General features: G+C 66.4%; 13 protein-coding genes. 9 read left to right on the top strand and 4 right to left on the bottom strand.

Features of this window, described 5'->3' with window-relative positions; genetic code table 11:
• Positions 1-77: 77 nt before the first annotated feature.
• Together ENSA5_RS05070 and ENSA5_RS05065 are read left to right on the top strand one after the other, a co-directional pair.
• Complete coding sequence (locus tag ENSA5_RS05070) at positions 78-1,370, top strand: P-loop NTPase fold protein (protein ID WP_106390416.1); 1,293 nt, start codon at positions 78-80, stop codon at positions 1,368-1,370.
• Positions 1,367-3,604 (top strand): hypothetical protein, encoded by a 2,238-nt coding sequence (locus ENSA5_RS05065; protein WP_106390415.1) that lies wholly within the window; start codon positions 1,367-1,369, stop codon positions 3,602-3,604. Before ENSA5_RS05070 ends, ENSA5_RS05065 begins: the two co-directional genes overlap by 4 nt.
• Before the next feature lie 191 nt (positions 3,605-3,795).
• Here ENSA5_RS05065 and ENSA5_RS05060 read toward each other — a convergent pair whose 3' ends face one another.
• Positions 3,796-4,314 (bottom strand): phage tail protein, encoded by a 519-nt coding sequence (locus tag ENSA5_RS05060; RefSeq protein ID WP_106390414.1) that lies wholly within the window; start codon positions 4,312-4,314, stop codon positions 3,796-3,798.
• A gap of 324 nt (positions 4,315-4,638) precedes the next feature.
• Here ENSA5_RS05060 and ENSA5_RS05055 point away from each other — a divergent pair, with 324 nt between their 5' ends.
• On the top strand, positions 4,639-5,946 hold the full coding sequence (locus ENSA5_RS05055; RefSeq protein ID WP_181197385.1) for a S41 family peptidase: 1,308 nt from the start codon (positions 4,639-4,641) through the stop codon (positions 5,944-5,946).
• Here ENSA5_RS05055 and ENSA5_RS35605 read toward each other — a convergent pair.
• Positions 5,877-6,566, bottom strand: a complete 690-nt coding sequence (locus ENSA5_RS35605; RefSeq protein WP_181197384.1) for a hypothetical protein — start codon at positions 6,564-6,566, stop codon at positions 5,877-5,879. The genes ENSA5_RS05055 and ENSA5_RS35605 overlap by 70 nt on opposite strands.
• Before the next feature lie 314 nt (positions 6,567-6,880).
• Here ENSA5_RS35605 and ENSA5_RS35600 point away from each other — a divergent pair, with 314 nt between their 5' ends.
• Positions 6,881-8,200: a phage tail sheath subtilisin-like domain-containing protein gene (locus ENSA5_RS35600; RefSeq protein ID WP_146155339.1), complete on the top strand. Its 1,320-nt coding sequence runs from the start codon at positions 6,881-6,883 to the stop codon at positions 8,198-8,200.
• 403 nt (positions 8,201-8,603) lie between these two features.
• On the opposite strand, the gene ENSA5_RS05040 is transcribed toward ENSA5_RS35600, so the two are convergent.
• Positions 8,604-9,793 (bottom strand): IS3 family transposase gene (locus ENSA5_RS05040; RefSeq protein ID WP_373422421.1). Its coding sequence is split into 2 segments (ribosomal slippage): positions 8,604-9,514 and positions 9,514-9,793, totalling 1,191 coding nucleotides; the frame shifts between segments, so codons are not numbered across the junction.
• A 206-nt stretch (positions 9,794-9,999) separates the two neighbouring features.
• Here ENSA5_RS05040 and ENSA5_RS05035 point away from each other — a divergent pair.
• Positions 10,000-10,440, top strand: coding sequence for a hypothetical protein (locus ENSA5_RS05035; protein WP_146155338.1), 441 nt, complete (start codon positions 10,000-10,002; stop codon positions 10,438-10,440).
• A gap of 879 nt (positions 10,441-11,319) precedes the next feature.
• Here the strand turns inward: ENSA5_RS05035 and ENSA5_RS05030 are convergent.
• Positions 11,320-12,273 (bottom strand): hypothetical protein, encoded by a 954-nt coding sequence (locus ENSA5_RS05030; protein WP_146155337.1) that lies wholly within the window; start codon positions 12,271-12,273, stop codon positions 11,320-11,322.
• 649 nt (positions 12,274-12,922) lie between these two features.
• On the opposite strand from ENSA5_RS05030, the gene ENSA5_RS05020 reads away from it, so the two are divergent.
• From ENSA5_RS05020 to ENSA5_RS05005, 4 genes are all read left to right on the top strand, one after another.
• A complete protein-coding gene (locus ENSA5_RS05020; RefSeq protein WP_106390406.1) occupies positions 12,923-13,981 on the top strand; it encodes a PAAR-like domain-containing protein in 1,059 nt (352 codons plus the stop codon).
• A 263-nt stretch (positions 13,982-14,244) separates the two neighbouring features.
• Positions 14,245-14,877: a hypothetical protein gene (locus ENSA5_RS05015; protein ID WP_181197383.1), complete on the top strand. Its 633-nt coding sequence runs from the start codon at positions 14,245-14,247 to the stop codon at positions 14,875-14,877.
• Positions 14,878-15,040: 163 nt separating this feature from the next.
• Positions 15,041-16,108 (top strand): DUF2169 family type VI secretion system accessory protein, encoded by a 1,068-nt coding sequence (locus tag ENSA5_RS05010; RefSeq protein WP_181197382.1) that lies wholly within the window; start codon positions 15,041-15,043, stop codon positions 16,106-16,108.
• Positions 16,105-17,115 (top strand): hypothetical protein, encoded by a 1,011-nt coding sequence (locus tag ENSA5_RS05005; protein ID WP_146155336.1) that lies wholly within the window; start codon positions 16,105-16,107, stop codon positions 17,113-17,115. The genes ENSA5_RS05010 and ENSA5_RS05005 overlap by 4 nt, the downstream gene beginning before the upstream one ends.
• Positions 17,116-17,227: the final 112 nt, after the last annotated feature.

Below are 17,227 nucleotides of genomic sequence, written 5' to 3'. Positions count from 1 at the left end.
CGCGCCGGGGACGCCAAGCCGCGTGCGACAGGCCCCGGGGACGAAAGCGTCCGTTCAAGGTAGGATCCAGCGAGCGAATGGACCGCGACCTAAAACGCAAGCTGATCGCCGACTGCAAGCCCGAGGAGCCCGTCGGGCCCGAAGACCCGCGCCACTTCGACTTCGACGCCCCCGAGTTCAACCTCCGAGGTGCGCCCTGGCGTGACCGCCTCGCGGACGTCATCGATCTTGCCTCCGAGCCCACGGCGCAGCTCGTCACAGGCCTGCGTGGCAGCGGGAAGACCACAGAGCTCAAGCAGCTCGAGAAGAAGCTCCGCGCGCAAGGCTACCGAGTCGTGATGGCCGACGCCGGGCAGTGGCTCAGCGACGAGCGGCCTGTTTCAACGGAGGATCTGATGCTCGCGCTGGTCCTCAGCGTGTTCCCCGACGGCAAGCCCGAGGGCGCCAGCGCGTGGGCCGGCGAGTACGTCCAACGGGTGTGGAGGCTCCTAAAGTCAGAGGTCAGCGTCGAGGGCAACGTCGAGGGCGTCAAGGCCAAGCTGACGACGGATGACACCTTGTTTCAGGCAGTAGCCAAGAAGCTGCGACAGCGCGACGGCCTCCGCCAGCATATCCACGGTCTGCTCGAGCAGGCTGCCGCGGCTTCGCACGAAGCCGGCAAGGAGCTCGTGATCATCGTCGACGGGGCCGAGAAGCGGGCGACCGGCGACCTCCACGCGTCTGCGCGCCGCGAGGAGTTTCACAACCACTGGTTCGGCGCGTTCATCGTGCAGGGCCGAGATCTGCGGCCCCCGGTCCATACCATCTACACGGTCCCGCCCTTCATGGTCCGCAGGGCCTCGGAGCTGGCCGCAAACTTTGGCTCGGAGCTGCAGTTCTTGCCCATGGTCAGGGTCTATGAGCGCGATGGCAGCCTCAATTTCGCGGGCGTCGAGGCAATGGCGAGGGCCCTGTTTCGCCGCGTGCCCCGGAATCTGTTCGCCGATCAGGCGATCCCTCGCTGGCTCAGCGCGCGCTGTGGGGGCTACTTCCGCGATCTGCTGCGCTTCTTGACCGAGATGACCTACCGGGTCGGTGAGGCCGAGGCCTTCACGCGTGAGCACGCCGAGGCCGCTGTCCAGCAGGTTCGGCAGACCTACTTGCAGGCGCTGGTGCTCGAAGACAAGGACGTGCTGCGGAGGCTCCACCCGAGCAAGAAGTTCCCCGATGCTGAGGCGGCCCAGCTGCGCATGGACAGCTTGCTGCAGGGCTTCAAGATGTTTCGCTATCACAATGGAAGCCCCTGGTACGACGCCCACCCGCTGTCCTGGGCCGAGCTCGGCTTCGCTGATGACGTGCCCGGTTGGGACGACATCGAGTCACTCCCGTGAACGACGAGGAGGCTCTCGCCTGGTGGCTGGCCCAGGCTGACAACGCCAACGAGTGGGCGCGCCTGCGGGAGGCGTTGGCGCTCAGCGAAGGCTTTGCGCTGCTGCTCGTCATCGTGCCCGACGCGCGAACCGAGCGGCACGTCGAGCTGATGGTCGCGCTCGAGGCCACCGCGCTCGAACGCGACCTGCGTCATTCGAGCCCCCTCGACGCCGACGACGACGGCCCTTTGCAGCGGCTGACGGCGAGCGTCGACGGCGTCGCGCCGCTGGCCGTCCTGACGACCACCGAGGCCAGTCGTCGAGATCCCGAGGCGCTCGAGCGTTGCTTCGCCCAGCTCAACAGCCGGCGGGACCAGCTCGTCACCCGCCTCAGCGGCCCCCTCGTGCTGATGTTGCGGCTCGATGCGCTGCGCCAGCTCGGTGATGTCGCGCCCGATCTCTTCAGCGTGCACGCGGCGCAGTTTCGCTTTGCGACCCCCCACGAGCCTCGAGACCCACCTCCGTGGCTGCTGCTGCCCTTCGAAGCCGTCGGCGCGCTCGGCATCGATCCCAGCTTTGGGCCCGCCGACCGCTCCGGGATGCCGAGCTTCATCGACGAGCCCCCGGCGCTCACCGAGCCGTTGATTGGGCGGGATGTGGAGCTCGAGTTGATCGCTGATCGTATCCTCGCCGGGGCTCGGCGGATCGGACTGAGTGGCAAGCGCAGTGTCGGCCGGGCGGCGCTGGCCCGAGCCGCGCTCGAACGCACTCGTGAACGATGGGATCGAGTCGTGTGGGTCGCCGCGCCCATGCTCGACACGACCTTCATGGTCCTGCACGCGATCGTCGCTGAGCTCGGCGACGAGGGCGAGCTGCCGCCGGTGCACGAGGTCGATCTGGAGCACCGCTATCGTCAGCTCACGGGCCGCCAGCGCGTGTTCCTCGTGGTTGACGATCTCTACCTTCCGCTCGAGATCCCCGAGCCGTCACCAGGCTCGCTGCTCATCGAAATTGGACCCGAGCGCCCAGGCCAGACCGACGCCATACACCTCCGTCGGCTCGAGCGCCCCGGGGTCGACGGCGCGCTCGTTCACGACAGCCCGATTGACACCCTTCTCGACCAAGAGGTGGAGCAGGCGTTGGGAGCGATTGCGGACGCGATCCAACAGGAGCGCCAACTCTCGGAGCTCGAAAAACGCCTCCTGCATCTCTTTTCTCGTGCCGCGCCCGAGCTCGAGGGGCCGCCGCCCCAAACGGATCATGCCTGGCGCGTGTGGCAACGCCCCGGACTCCTCGAAGCGTCCGTCCGCGCCCTCGCGCCCCCGCAGCGCACCGATTTTTTGGACTGGTGGCACCCCCCAACAAGCTACGCCGGGTTCATCGCCACCCTCCAGGCCTTCACCTGGGACCGACTGCGCGCACGCCTCGAGACCTTGACCTCGGCCAGCAAGAGCACCGAGCAGCTCGCCCTTTTGCGCCTCCTGACCGAGCTCCGCCCGCCCCACGGTACTCGCACGGCGGCACGCCGCGCGCTGCACGAGTGGGAGGCCTCCGGCGGCGCGAATGAGCTCTCCAAGCAACTCCGCGCCGAGCTCCACCTCGAGCTCGGCGTCGCGGCTGACGACCCAGACCCTCCGCTCGACGATTCATCAGGCTCGCTCGTTCGCGCGCTTCGTCATGTCAGCAACTGCGACGACACGCATGCGCTCGAGAGCCTGCATCGGGCCACGAGCCAGGCGTGGGAGCGAGACGAAGTCCAGCTGCGCCATCTCGCCTGGTCCGGGCTCGCGTGGCTCCACATCCACCACTTTCGTCCCGCCGAGGCCCGCGCCGCCCTCGCCGAAGTCGAGGCGAGCGCCCGCGCGTGGGCGACCCCCTTCGCGCTGCTCCGGCTCCGTCTGCTGCACCACGAGCACGCCATCGAGCGCGGTGATCTGCTCGCCGCCAGTGCGGACTTCGACGCGATCTACGAGCGCTGCGAGCAGCTCTTCGGCCAGGTTCACGCGGTCACGATCACGGTGCTCGCCCGTGGCGTCGAGATCTTCGACAGGATCGCGCAAGCCGAGAGGGCGCACGAGCTCGCGGACGACTGCTGGCGCCAGCTCCAATACGTTGAAACAGCTCCGAAGCCGGCATTGCAGACCCTCGCGGCCTTCTTCGCCGAGCATGGCCGTCCAGACCGCGCCCAGGCCATCCGCGAGCGCCGCGAGCAACTCGTCCACGACCATGAGTGGCCCCTCGACGAGCCCACCTGACCAGGACCCGGCCAGCGCCATGCCCGACCGCAGGGGTCGGTTGAAGCACCGCCGCGTTGTTCGTCAGCTGCCCCCCTCGGCGCCGCGCACCGAATACGCGGCCTGCTCGAACACTCCGAGCCCAACTCACCACACGATAACGCGAACACCAGCGCGTCAATGAGGACGCGCTGATGGTCACGGTTGAGCGCTCAGCTGCGCGACGGATAGATGCCGACCAACGCGATGATGAAGTTCACGCACTGGAAGGGCTGGATGATCTGGACGGGCTGACCGCCGCCCGTGTTGGCGATGACGCCCTCGTTCATGGCCGAGTCGGGCGTGCCACCCGAGTAGATCTCATTGCCCGGAGCGCTGTTGCCCAGCGCGTTCCCGGCCGCCGTCGTCGACTTCGAGTCCCCGGCGATCGCCCTGTAGCCGTGCTTGTGGCTCGGCATCTGGTTGACCGTCAGCGTGACCTGCTCGGCGCCCCCCTTGTCGCCGAGTCGGTAGTGCGACAGGCCAGGGCCGTTGCCAGGATGAACCGCCGCGCGCCCGCGCAGGTCGGGCAGCCCGAAGGACGTGACGCCGTCGCCACCGTAGGAAGTGCCGAGGATCGAGAACAGGGCGCTGTTTTCCGCGATTGGGAGCAGCTGTCCGTCGCAAAAGGCCCAGCCCCGCGGCGCAAAGTTTCCGCCGAACTGGATGATCATTCCGATGAAGGGTTCCATGGTGTCTCCTCGAGGATGCTAGTTGTGGAAGCGGCCGCCCGCGACGAGCCCCATCGGCTCGCGCGACCGGACCTAACCCCGGCTTCATAACACGCGCGCGCAGCTCTTCGGACCGCGCTCATGCGCCCGTACCTAGGGCCGCTGGTCCGGCGCAGGCGAGTTCCCATACGTGTTCAGCCCGGCCGGCCCCGCACCCCATCCCCGCGTAGTGGTGCCCCGCAGGCCCGTGAGGCCCGCGGAAGCTCCGCCATCGCCGACCCCCGTCGAGCGTGCTTCAATGTCTCCGCGACCATGCAGCTGCAACAGATTTTGACAAGTACCGCCATGGTGTCGATCAGCCTCGGGCTCTGTGCCTGCGAGCTGAGGCTCAATGATCCGTTCAAGGTCGAGGAACCGGCCGACTGCGAGGTCGAGAGCCAAAACCAGTTCGTGGTCGACGTCATGCGGGAATTCTACCTGTGGACCGATGAGCTGCCCGCCGACATCGACCTCAGCGCCTGGGAGACGCCCGAGTCCCTGGTCAGCGATCTGCGCCAGGGCGTCGACCGCTGGACCCGAATTAGTGACAAGTCGACCTCCGACGCTCTGTTCATGGAGGGCAAGTTCGTCGGCCTCGGCTACAAGACCCTGCGCGGGCCCGACAACGAGGTCCGCATCTCCTTCGTCAGCGACAACTCGCCCGCGACCGCCGTCAACTTGCTACGCGGTGACATGATCCTCGGCGTCAACGGCGTCAGCGCCGAGCAGCTCGACGCCGAAGGCAGCTGGTCCTCGGTCTACGGCGACAACGAGCCCGGCGTCGAGGTCAGCCTCGAGATCGAGCGCCTCGCGACCGGCGAGGTCGAGACCGTGATGCTGACCAAAGACTGGATCGACATCGTCAGCATCCCGGTCGCGTCGGTCGTCGACGGGCCCGGCGGCGTCCCGGTCGGCTACTACATCATGGACAAGTTCGTCGAGACGACCAAGAGCGAGCTCGAGGCGACCTACGCCATGTTCAAGGAGAAGGGCGTCAGCACGGTGGTCATCGACCTGCGCTACAACGGCGGCGGCTTGATCAGCGTCGCCGAGCGCCAGGTCAACCTCACGGTCGGGGCCGATCACGAGGGCGCGACCGCGTACACCTTCCAGTACAACAGCAACTACACCAGCGAAAACAAGTCGACCGAGATCAGCGAGCTCGGCCACTCGCTCGGCGCCGACGAGGTCATTGTCCTGACCAGCTCGCGCACGCTCTCGGCCTCGGAGCTGGTCATCAACGCGCTCTTGCCCTACGCCAAGGTCACCCTGATCGGCGGGCCGACCGGGGGCAAGCCGGTTGGCTCCAAGAGCTTCGAATTCTGCGACAAGCTGCTGTTCCCGATCACCTTTCGGCTCGTCAACGCCAACGGCAACACCGACTACTTCGAGGGCATGCCCGCCGACTGCTTCGCCGAGGACGACCTCTTCCATCAGCTCGGCGACCCCGAAGAGGGCATGCTCGCGGCCGCGCTCGCCTACCTCGACAGCGGCGCGTGCGACATCCAGCCGATGCCCGCGCCCGGCCTGCCCCCGCGCCTGACTCAGCTCGACTCGGTCGGCGAGACCTTGCTGCCCAACGCCCTCGAGCGCGAAGACATCGACTCCTGGTAGTGGTCGAGCGCCGACTCGCGCTGGACCATCAGGCGGCCGGCGAGCGGGCGGGCGAAGTCCTGCGCCCGATCGACGTAGGTGTTTGGCGGCCTGAAGTCGTGGAGGTGGGCCGCGCACATCAGCAGCACGTCACCCGGCGCCACGACCCAGGTGCACTGGCCCGGGCTCCCGCCCCCGCCCAGCGTCCGCGTCACGATGCGCTCGAGCGCGGGGCTGTCGTCGAATGGAGCCACGATCGCGAGCTCGTCGGCGCTCGGGAGCTCGTGGACGAGGGTGTGATCGTGGGTGCTCGCGACTAACCGCGCGCCACGAATCAAGTGGGCCCGAACCACCCCGACCCAGGCGATCATCAGGCCACGCTCGGACCACAGCGCCGCCGTCGCCGAGGCCAGCCGATCTTCGCGGGCCTTGCGGTGCAGGACCGCCAGCGCGTGCTCGGCATCCTCGGGAGGGTCGTCGGCGAAGGCCCGGGCGACGAATTCGGCGGTCGAGGGCATGCCCGGCAGCACCGGACCTGACGCGAGCACGGCGATCAGCTCGGTCCCGACGACCCGCTCGACGTAGGCCCCGTCATCAATGCCTAGCTCCTGTTCAAAGGGGAATTCCATGGCCATCTGCATCACAATTCACGGTCTCTCGAGGCTTTGGGCCCGAGCGAAGCCCAGGGTCGGGGCGCAGCCCCGCGGCCGGAGACGATAAAGAGAGTCTCCACGACGGACGCAGGTCCGCAACGTCCGGGCAGGTGAAGAAGCTGCACCACGGACCGCCAGCGCCCTCGATGCCCGCATCAATTACCGGATACGGCGCTCGATCCCCCCCGAACATGCCGTTGACCGGGGCATGCGCCCGATGTTCAATGTATCTAATTGTAACACTGTCGGATATCCCACCATCGAGTATGTGGGTGATCAGATCGGTTTTAGGTGAGCCCGTCATGAGCAATTTTGACCTCACAGTCCCTGCAGTCAACGCGCGCCCGGGCCCAGGTCAGACCAGCCCCGCGCGCGTCCGAACAGACGTGGTTGGCTTCGTCGGCGTCGGCGGACCACGCCACCGTCACGAGGCCAAACGCATCGACGACTGGACGAGCTACGTGGCCACCTACCTGCGCGACGACGCGGGTCAGGCGCTCGACGAGCCCCCCGGCGCGCGCCTCGCCGAGGCCGTGCGCGAGTTCTTCGCCAACGGCGGGGCTCGCTGCGTCGTCGTCAACATCGGCGCGCAGATCGACAGCACCAACACCGACCCGCTCGTCGCCGACATGCTCGGGATCCCGGACGAGCCCCCGACCGAGCTCGCCGGTCTTCCGGTCCGCCCGATCGGCCTCGAGCTGCTCCTGACCATGCCCGAGGTCTCGCTCGTGATCTTGCCCGAGCTCCACGCCCGGGTCCCGGTCGAGGGGGTCGCCGGGTCCGAGCGCCCGCTGTTCTCGAACCCCGAGCTGCTCACGCTCCAGCGCCTGTTCCTCAATCGCCTCGCGCAGCCGCGCGAGCGCTGGCGCGTGTTCACCTTGCTCGAGCCACCGATCGAAGCCGACGCCCTCGCCGCCCTGCGCTGGCGTGACGCCCTCGGAGATCACGGCTACGCCGCCCTCTATTGGCCCTGGGTCGTCGTCGAAGACGGGGCCGAGGCGCCGACTCACACCCTGCCGCCGAGCTTCGCGGTCGCGGGTGTCTACGCCCGAGTCGACCTCGCCTGCGGGCCCCATCGGCCGCCAGCCAACGAGCGCCTGCGCGACGTCGTGGTCCTGACCGAGCAGGTCGAAGATCGGGTCCAGGCCGATCTCTACGCTGGCGGCGTCAACCTGCTGCGCGCGTTTCCGGGCTTCGGGATCCACGTCTGGGGCGCCCGCACCCTGCTGTGGGATCCCTACGCGAGCCCCCGCCCCGAGCTCAACCCGCTGAGCTTCGTCAACGCGCGACGGTGCCTGACGGCGATCGAGCGCAACGCCGAGCACATCGCCCAGCGCAGCGGCAGCGCAGCGCAGCGCAGCGACGCCCTCGCGTCCATGCGCCTCACTCGAGAGCTGAGGGCCCAGCTGCTCGCCGCCTACGAGTCGGGGGCCCTCGCTGGCGACACCCCCGAGCAGGCCTTCTTTGTCCGCTCCTGCGCCGACTCGAGCGCAGCCGAAGACGAGCTGGTCTGCAAGATCGGCGTCGCGCTGGCGGCTCCGGCCGAGTTCATCGTATTTCGCCTCATCCGACGGCAGGGCATGATCGAGATCGAAGAGGCCGGGCCTTCGCGCGCTTCTTGAGCTGCGCGAGTCTGGCTCTCCAGGTCACGAGGGTTCGGCTCTGCTGCTTACAGCTCCTTGTGTACCACCTGTCAAGTCATCGACGCCCGCTTCGGTCGCTTTCAATCATGAGCCAATGAGTCGCCTCAAGAAGAAGATCAAGAAGCCCATCTGGCTGAACTGGAGCGGACGTGGCTACTTCACTGTACCGCATGAACCCCTGATCCCCTTCCCACGAGAGTTCCGCGCTCAGCCCACTCGCGCGTGGGTATCCGCTTTCCAGCACGCCCGAAACGGAAATTTCCGGTACGTCGACCTTGTTCCAAATCTCTTGGGGGTCGAGAGCGATTTCGTTCCCTATCAAACGTGCTCGGACCTCCTCGGCGACGCCGTGGTCTTGCCCCAAAAATTCGGACACCTGGTTTTATGCGGCTTGACGCGGGGCTAGCTCCGAGTAGTAGTTCCGCTCGTACTCGACCGGCGAGCAGTAGCCGATGGTCGAGTGCCTACGTTGGCCATTGTAGAAAGCTCCGATCCATTCTGCAATGGAAAACTTCGCATCCTCGTGGGTGAGAAAGAGCTTTCGATAGACGTGTTCGCGTTTCAGCGTGGCGAAGAATGACTCGGCCACGGCGTTGTCCCAGCAGTTGCCTCGACGACTCATGCTGCAGGTGATCCCCTTGGTCTCGAGGGTCTCTCGGACGCGTGTCGCCGTGTACTGGGCGCCCTGATCCGAGTGGAAGAGCAAGCCGTCGTCGGAGGGCTTGCGGCTCCCGAGGGCGACGCGAAGGGCCTCGAGGACGAGCTCGGCGCGCATGTGGTCCGCCATCGCCCAGCCGACGACACGGCGCGAGTACAGGTCGATCACGACCGCCAGGTACAGCCAGCCCGCGGCGGTCCAGATGTACGTGATGTCCGAGACCCAGACGCGATCGGGCTCGTCGACCTCGAACTGACGGTCGAGGACGTTGGCCGCGAGTTCGGCCGCCGGCTCCGAGTTGACGGCCCGGAATTTCGGCTTCAGGTCCGCGCTGAGGCCCATCTTGGCCATGAGCCTCGCGACTCGCTTGCGGTCGACCTCGAAGCCCTGGGCCCCGAGCTCCTCGGTCACGCGAGGGCTGCCGTAGATGCCACGGCTCGCGTCGAAGATCTCGACGATCTTGGCGCTCAGCTCCTCGTTGTCCTTGGCGCGCTTCGACGGCTCTCGCTTCTGCCAGGCGTAGAAGCCTGACCTCGAGACCCCGAGGACCCTGCACATGGTGCTGACTGGGAAGTTGGCCTTCTCCGCCTGGATCAGCTCGTAGGCCTCAGCCGTTACGAGCTCTCCTTGGCGAAGAAGGCCGCGGCTTTTTTTAGGAAATCGCGCTCCATCTTCAGCTCGCGATTTTCCCTCCGAAGGCGCCTGAGCTCTTCCTGCTCTTCGGTGGTCAGTGGGCCATTTTCGCGAGGGCCAGCCTCGTCGATCTTGGCCTGCTTCACCCAGACTCGCAGCGAGTTCTCGGGGAGGTCGAGATCTCGTGCGACCTGGGCGATCGGCTTGGTTGACCGGAGGCAGATCTTGACTGCCTCCTGCTTCTGATGCTTTGTAAATGTCCTGCGCTTTTTGCGTGGCACGTGATTGCCCTCCAGTTTCCCTCTTCCGGAGGTGTCCTTCAAACTGGGGCAGATCTACCGGACGCTCATCCTCTTTCCCGCAACTCCTGGACTTCATCGCTCTACGGCACTGGAACACTGAACTCACCTATTCGTGGTGTCAGGCAATCGCTATCCGCGGCCGGCTCGGCGACATCCCGGCATTGATTGGCGCCTACCAGAGCAACATGACCGAACACAGCGATGACCACGAGATCATCCCCGTATTCGTCAAGAGCGTCATCGACGACGGCGCCTCGCGGAGGCTGGACCCCGATCACTTCGCCAATTTCGAAGAGTACCGCGCCGCCGTCGAGGAGCACTGCAGCATGCTCGCAGAGCGATTTGGCGGCGAGGATGTGCTGCTCTGGCGCGGACAGCCCACCAGCGTGCGCCGGATGGCCCGCATGTTCCTCGAGTGCGCGGGCCAACGAAAGATCGTCCTCCCAGCCTGGAACCGCCACCGCTTCGAGGCCTCGACCGGCATCGACTGCACGGCGATGTTCGATCGCCGCGGCAGCTTCAAGCCGCTCGAGGCCGCCGCGATCGCCGAGGCCTTCCTCGACAGCCCCGCCGCCGAGAACTACGTCGACGGCGCTCGCTACTTCTTCGGCCATCGGGTGCCGTGACAAACAGTCTCGAAGAACGCTTCACCATCGCGCCACCACGATCCGGTGGGTGTCGTCTGAAGAACCGGTGGCGTAGACCGTGATGGCACCCCCCACCTACGCAGTCGTGCTCGCAGTCACCGCGACCACCCAGGCCTGTCAGCCCGACTCAATCGACACGCCGAACGAGTGCTACACACTCGACGGCAACGGGGATTGGCCGGTCAGCCCGACGGACTTCGTCCAAAACTACTGCGGGCGCGGCCCCACCATCGTCGACGAGCCGGGGTTGGGCCGCGAGGTCGTGAACCTGTGCGAGCTCGCCGTCGTCGCAACGGTCATGGTTTGGTCACGGCTGGATAGCGGAGCCGTCGCCCCCGCGGGCTCACAGCCTGGGCGTGCGAGCTGGAGATCGGCTGCGAGATCGCGTTGTCGGCCACGATAGAGATCACGCTTGAGTTGGAGGGCTGCCGTCCTGTCGCAGCACACCCGCGACCCAGCCGGTGGCCGCGACGCAGGTGTCGAGCACGCATCGTTAGGTGTGCGGATGCGCCCTTGTGGTCCGGTTCTCGGCCACCTTGTTGTCCGGTTCTCGGCCACCTTGTTGACGCAGGCATTAGCGCGCTGCGACACGAGACCGCGACGGCCGATCAGGTCGTCGTTGTCGGCGTCGCTCCAGCTGCTCCCGCGAGATCGGTGGCGGCGAGAGCTCGCGGCGCCCTAGCAGCCCGGGGTGCAATGCCTCGCGCCGCCTCGCTTGGCCTCTTCGCCGAGGGCTTTGTCGCCAAAACTTGCAGTACGCCCGGTACAGCGGCGTTTTGGCTTCGCGCCCTCGGCGAAGATTCCGGCGCGAGGCGACACGATGCATTGCACCCCGGGCTGCTAGTACCGGCGACGTCGTCACTCGGCCAGCCGGATCTGCACGTCGTAGGTCGGCTGGCCTGGCCCGGCGCTCCAGGTTTCGACCCGGTAGCGCCCCGCGGCGAGCGGGTAGTCGTGCGAGCCGACCGAGAGCCCGAACGAGTGATTGAACGAGCAGGGTTGCTCGCACGCATCGAGGAACACCCCGTGGCTCGGGGTCGAGATCTCGTAGATTCCCGTCTCGGCAATCTCGACGATCGCGTGGCGGAGGATGTGATCGCCCTCAGGTTGCCGCACGCCAATCGCGCCGCCCTCACAGCCTGTTGGCGAGTACGTCGTCCATTGTCCATCGACCCATGGCGTGGGTTCACCGATGCAGGTCACGAGCTGACACCCGGGCTGACCCTCGACCTCCGCGAGCATCTCATCGAGTGACTCCCCGAGGGTCGCCTCGAATGCTGCTCGGAATGCCGCGGCGCTCGTGGGAGCTTCGACGGCGAACCGCAGTTGTGCGAGCGCCTCGAGTCCATGCCGCTGCGCGACCCAATAGAGGATGTAGGCAGCGACACCATAGACATCGAGCTGGTCTCTCGGATCTTGCAGTTCGATCAGGTCATCCAGATCCTCCGCGTCGATCGACGGCATCAAGTCGACCGGGACACCATCGTCGAGCAGCGTCGCCAGCCCCTCCTCGAGGAAGGGCGGGCCGACCTTCGTGCCAGCGGTCACAGCGTGAACGAGTTCATGTCGATTCATCGGATGGTACGCGTAGACGTTGACTTGTCCATCGACGTGGTCGGCGCAGTGAATGCTGAGGTCGCCGCCCTCACAGAGTTCTTGGCTGGTCGCCTGGTCAACCAAGTAGTAGGTCGTGGGAGTGAGCTCGTGTTCGGGAATGCCGAGCTTGTCCGCGATGGCGATCATCCACTGCTCCAGATAGGGTATCGTTGCCGGACATATCTCGATGTCCTCGTCCGCCGCGTAGCTCAGCAAGGTTCCGCTGACCTGGACGGGCGGGAGCTGTGGGCTTTGTTCCGTACACCCGACAGACAGGGTGCACGCGATGGAGAGGTGGCAGTACAAGGGGCGCATCGTCGCTACGTGCGTGAGTGTAGCACCTTCGACGGACTGCAGCCCTGGCGCGGCTCACGCAGGATCGAGATATCCCAACCTGGGACGCCTAATGACGAAACGATGTTCAGGATTACAATCAAAACCATTAACCACACTTGAAACTGGTGATAGGAAAAAACATGAAAAGGCTCCGAAGAGGCCTCGCCGCGGATGTCGGACTGCGCCGCGCACCTCGTCGACGAGGTTCTCCCTCGGGTGCCCGTCCGGCAGTGGGTCTGCTCGCTGCCCTGGCAGCTGCGCTACGCGATGGGCCATGACGCGAAGCTCTGCTCGGCGGTCCTCGCCGAATTCGTGCGAGCGCTGCGGCGCTCGCTCCGACATCGAGCCAAGCTCGCGCTCGGTCTGGGGTCACTCGTACGGGCCCGGAGACCGACGCCACCGTGACCGCGGACAATTCCGTGTTCCTGTGCGGCGAGTCGATGCCGGCGGTCAACCGCGGCTGATCTGGCTTGCCACTTGCGGTTCGTGCTAGCGTGGGCGCGTGTCGAGGGACGTCTTCGCCAATGGCATGGCCATCGCCTGCAAGGCCGGCTCGGCCAAGGTCGTCTCGGCGTTCCCGAGCGTGTGCCCGAGTCCGCCGGGACCGCCGAGCGGCCCGGTGCCGGTGCCCTACCCGGTGTCGTCGTCGTCGCGTGATCTGAAGAGAGGCTCGAAGCAGGTCGAGATCGGGGGCAAGCCCGTGGCGCTGCAGGGGCAGAGCTTCTATCAGAGCAAGCCCCTGGGCAACGAAGCCGCCACGCGGAACTTCGGCGCTTCCCTGGTCACGCATCAGGTCGCGGGCAAGACGCAGTTCTCTTCGGGGTCGATCGACGTCAAGGTCGAGGGCAAGAAGGTCTGTCGCCACCTCGACATGACGACGTCGAACCACGGAAGCGCGCCGGGGGAGGGGCCGAGTCCGGGGCTGGAGACCATGTCTGGGGCCAGGCCAGACGGGCCGCTGGACAAGTGTCCGTGCTGCAAGGGACCCTTGCACGCCAATCAGTTCGACCCCGACACGGGCGAGGCTTACGAGCCGATCGATGAGCTCGAGTGGTACAAGGTCGCGCTCGACTACCACGAGAACAAGGTCGCGGGGATCGGAGCGTTCTTGGCGAAGCGGCCGGGTTGGGCGACGCAGATCGATGCGCGGACGGAGCTCCCGAATCAGGCGAAGATCGACAGCGCGCGCGACCAGCTCGACAAGACCCGCAGGGACTTTCAAAGGCTCGTCGACGCGCAAGGTGAGGATCCACCATGTCCGAACCTGACCACTGAGCCCGAGAATGCGGGGTGCCGCACCCACCTCAAGAAGACCAACCCCGTGCCACGTACGTCTGACCCCGATGAACGTCGTCGGCTCGGCATCTCCGATGGTGTCAAGCACAGGTGTATCAACGCTTACAGAGCGCTTGGCCATGAATGTAGCCTCCACTCGGAGGTTTGCCACAAGACACCGCTCGCAGCTGGCGGCTGTCCGAACCACCCACCAAACCTCATCCCCAAAGACGTCCTCAGTGGGCCCTGTGCGGAGCTCGACAACGCGCAAACCCGACTTCAGGGCCTCGCCGCCGAGCTGCACTCAAAATGAGCGACTTCGCGTTTGCTGACGGCACTTTGATCGCCATGGAGCGTGGCTTCCACTGGGCCGACCCGCCGCCGCCCGACGTCGGGGCCGATCACAATCTTCTCTCGAGTCGACCGGACTCCGTTGTCTACGCTGTCTTTGCGCGAGCGCGTGACGGGGACTTCAGCTGTTTTGACCATCTAATCCGTGTGATGCAAACTCACAACAGCGCGTGGCTCTGGGGCGTTGGGCAACTACTGCTTTCGCACGCAGCTCCGATGTCGTTGTTGCGATCCCTTCCCGCGGTCTTGCAGCCTCCCGTTCGAGGCTTTTCTGACTGGGCCGACGTTCACGCCCAGTGGACGCTCGAGATCCTCGGGAAGAGCAACTACCTGTGGACCGCGCCGGTGATCTTCGACCTGTATCGCGGCATCGAGGACAAGCTCAAATACAGCTCCGCCTGCTTCATGCTCTCGCGCCTTCTCGAACCCGAGTGGGGTCCGGTGTTCGAGGGCCCCAAGGAGATCCCGCCGCAGCCCGACGAGCCCGACTGGTACATCCCGCCCAAGGAGTACGACTTCGCCAGCCACCTCGAGGCGACCAAGGCCAAGATCGACGAAGTCATGGCCTCGATCCCCGCACACCTGTGCGTCTGGGGAGGCCGGGTGCTCGAGCTCGAGAACGTCGCCCGCGAGGCCATCGTCCACATCCGCGAGCGCCGCGAGCCGGACATCACCTACACCCACCGCATGGTGCTCGAGGCCTACACGGGCTGCGACCTCACCGGTTTCTACCTCGACAACGGCCGCCATGACACGCTCGCCGCCATCGCCATGCTCGAGCAGCTGCTCGAGACGGGCAACCTCGATCAGTACGAGCCCGGCGTCCGTTACTTCTTTGGCCGTCGAGTCCCGGACTAGCAGCCCGGGGTGCAATGCCTCGCGCCGCCTCGCTTGGCCTTTTCGCCGAGGGCTTTGTCGCCAAAACTTGCAGTACGCCCGGTACAGCGGCGTTTTGGCTTCGCGCCCTCGGCGAACATTCCGGCGCGAGGCGACACGATGCATTGCACCCCGGGCTGCTAGCGTGCAGATCACGACGAACACCACACCGCTGCTCGCGGCGATCGCGGTCGCAACCGACAAGCTCGGCCACGACCACTGCGTCGTCGTCGCGCGGGGCAGCTACGCGGTGAATTCGAGCGGCGCCACGGTCTCGACGGACCCGCCTGCGCCCTTCGTCTACGCCGACATCCACACGGGCGCCCCTGGAACCAGCAGCACCGCCTGGGAGAGCGATTTTTGCCGCTACAAGCCGTTGACGGACGTCATCGTGCTCGGCCGCGCCGTCGCCCCCGGCGGCAGCCCGGTGTGCGAACTGCCGGTTCGACTCGAGGTTGACGGGCGAGCCAAAGACGCGCTCGTCTCGGGCGAGCGCCGATGGGCCTCGTCCGGAAGATTCGCGCGCGCGTCGTCACCGGCGCCCTTTTTCGAGATGCCGCTGACCTGGGAGCGCAGCTTTGGTGGTGCAGATTCGCGAGGCCAGCTCGATCCCCGCAACCTGGTGGGCGTCGGGCATGCAGACGTCTTGCCCAACATCGAGGCCGTCCATGAGCGGATCCGATCGCGTTCGGATCGGCCCCGACCTCACGGGTTCGCGTGGGTCGGTCGCTCCTGGCAGCCGCGGATCGCCTGGGCAGGCACCTACGACCAGCGATGGCGAGAGCAGGTCTGCCCGCTGCTCCCCGAGGACTTCGACGAGCGCTATTTTCAGGCGGCCCCCGTCGACCAACAGTTCCCGCACTTTCGAGGCGGCGAGCGGATCCGCTGCGTGCACATGTCCGAGGCTCCGGTCATCGAATTCGTCGTGCCGACGGACGAGCTGTGGATCCACTTCGCGTTCGTCGACGGTCTTCGTTCGAGCTGCGCTGTCCTCGATACGGTCGTGGTGGAGCCGCACCTGCACCGCATGCACCTGACCTGGCGGACGTCGATCCGACTGCCCAAGCAGCTCACTCGTCTAAGAGGCGTCCACGTGGGCGAGCGGCCTGTTCGCGACGGTCCGGTCGGCTACCGTCGTGGCAAGCCGTTGTTCGAGAGCCTGGGCTCCTACGTGCGCTGGCGAGCTCAAGCTCGCGAGGAGGCTCGGCGGTGAGCGGGACCGCGCTCGGACTGCGGGTCGACGCCGTGGGGTTGTGCTGTCCAGTCGGGATGTACGCCGAGGCCGCGTGCGCCGCGATGCGGGCCGGGATCGCGGTCATCGACGAGCTCGACGAGTTGGTCGGACTCGATGCCGATGGTGAGTCAATCTATGGATCGGTTCTGAGCGTCGTCGATGCCAAAAGCCAGCGCGATCGCGCAACTGCGCATCTCGAGCGCGCGCTGCATGATCTCGCGCGCCGTGTCCCCCAGCTCGCGCTCGCGCGCTGCCCTGCGATCCTGGTCACGCGCGACGGTCGACCCAAGACGGAGCGAGCGCTGCTGGATCTCATGCCCAACCGCGACCTCACAGCGACGTTGCGCGGCGGCAGCCAGACCGCGTTCGAAGCGCTCGTCGCCGCGGCACGCTGGATCGCCGAAGGCTCGACTCATGTCCTGGTGTGCGCGGTGGACTGCCTGCTCGGAGCGATCGAGCTTCACGCTCTTCGTCGAGCCGGGCGTCTGCGCGGGCCGGGCAACCCGCACGGCATCATCCCGGGCGAGGCGGCCGCGTGCTTGTTGGTGTCCGCCTTCGACGCACGCAGTGAAGGCCTCGAGGTCGTGTCGCACGCGGGCGCCCACGAGCCCGCCACGTTGCACAACGACGTGCCCGTGCGCGGCGTTGGCCTGACCGAGGCGATCCGCAGCGCGCTCGTCGCTGCTCGAGTGGACATGGACCGCGTCGACTGGCAGCTCGTCAACCACGCAGATGAGACGCTATTTGTAAAAGAGCACGACATGGCGCTCGCGCGCGTGCTTCGTGCACCGCGGCCGGACATGCCGACGTGGCAGTCCGCGCAGTTCATCGGTGACGTTGGTGCCGCGAGCGGGTTCGTCGAGATCATCTGGGCGATGCAGGCCTGGGCTCGCGGCTATGCGCCGGGGCAGGTGGCGCTGTGCACGTGCAGCGACCCCTCGGGGCCTCGAGCAGCGGTCGTCGTGCGCAATGTAAGCACTCGGTGAGGACATCTGTCGCCAGCGAGCGTAGACGCCGACGATCGGCAGATGCCAACTCGACGCGTAGACCCTCGAGACCTCGCCTCCCTCGCCGCCAAGCGCCGTTGGACCCGTCCAG

The sequence above is a fragment of the Enhygromyxa salina genome (assembly GCF_002994615.1).
GTDB lineage: Bacteria > Myxococcota_A > Polyangia > Nannocystales > Nannocystaceae > Plesiocystis > Plesiocystis salina_A.
This window is presented reverse-complemented; position numbering and strand designations above follow the sequence as displayed.

What these genes read in the sequence shown, in the direction of transcription:
- ENSA5_RS05070 (WP_106390416.1), top strand. Translation starts at nt 78, where the DNA reads ATGGACCGCGACCTAAAACGCAAGCTGATCGCCGACTGCAAGCCCGAG.
- ENSA5_RS05060 (WP_106390414.1), bottom strand. Translation starts at nt 4,314, where the DNA reads ATGGAACCCTTCATCGGAATGATCATCCAGTTCGGCGGAAACTTTGCG.
- ENSA5_RS05055 (WP_181197385.1), top strand. Translation starts at nt 4,639, where the DNA reads ATGGTGTCGATCAGCCTCGGGCTCTGTGCCTGCGAGCTGAGGCTCAAT.
- ENSA5_RS35605 (WP_181197384.1), bottom strand. Translation starts at nt 6,566, where the DNA reads ATGCAGATGGCCATGGAATTCCCCTTTGAACAGGAGCTAGGCATTGAT.
- ENSA5_RS35600 (WP_146155339.1), top strand. Translation starts at nt 6,881, where the DNA reads ATGAGCAATTTTGACCTCACAGTCCCTGCAGTCAACGCGCGCCCGGGC.
- ENSA5_RS05035 (WP_146155338.1), top strand. Translation starts at nt 10,000, where the DNA reads ATGACCGAACACAGCGATGACCACGAGATCATCCCCGTATTCGTCAAG.
- ENSA5_RS05020 (WP_106390406.1), top strand. Translation starts at nt 12,923, where the DNA reads ATGGCCATCGCCTGCAAGGCCGGCTCGGCCAAGGTCGTCTCGGCGTTC.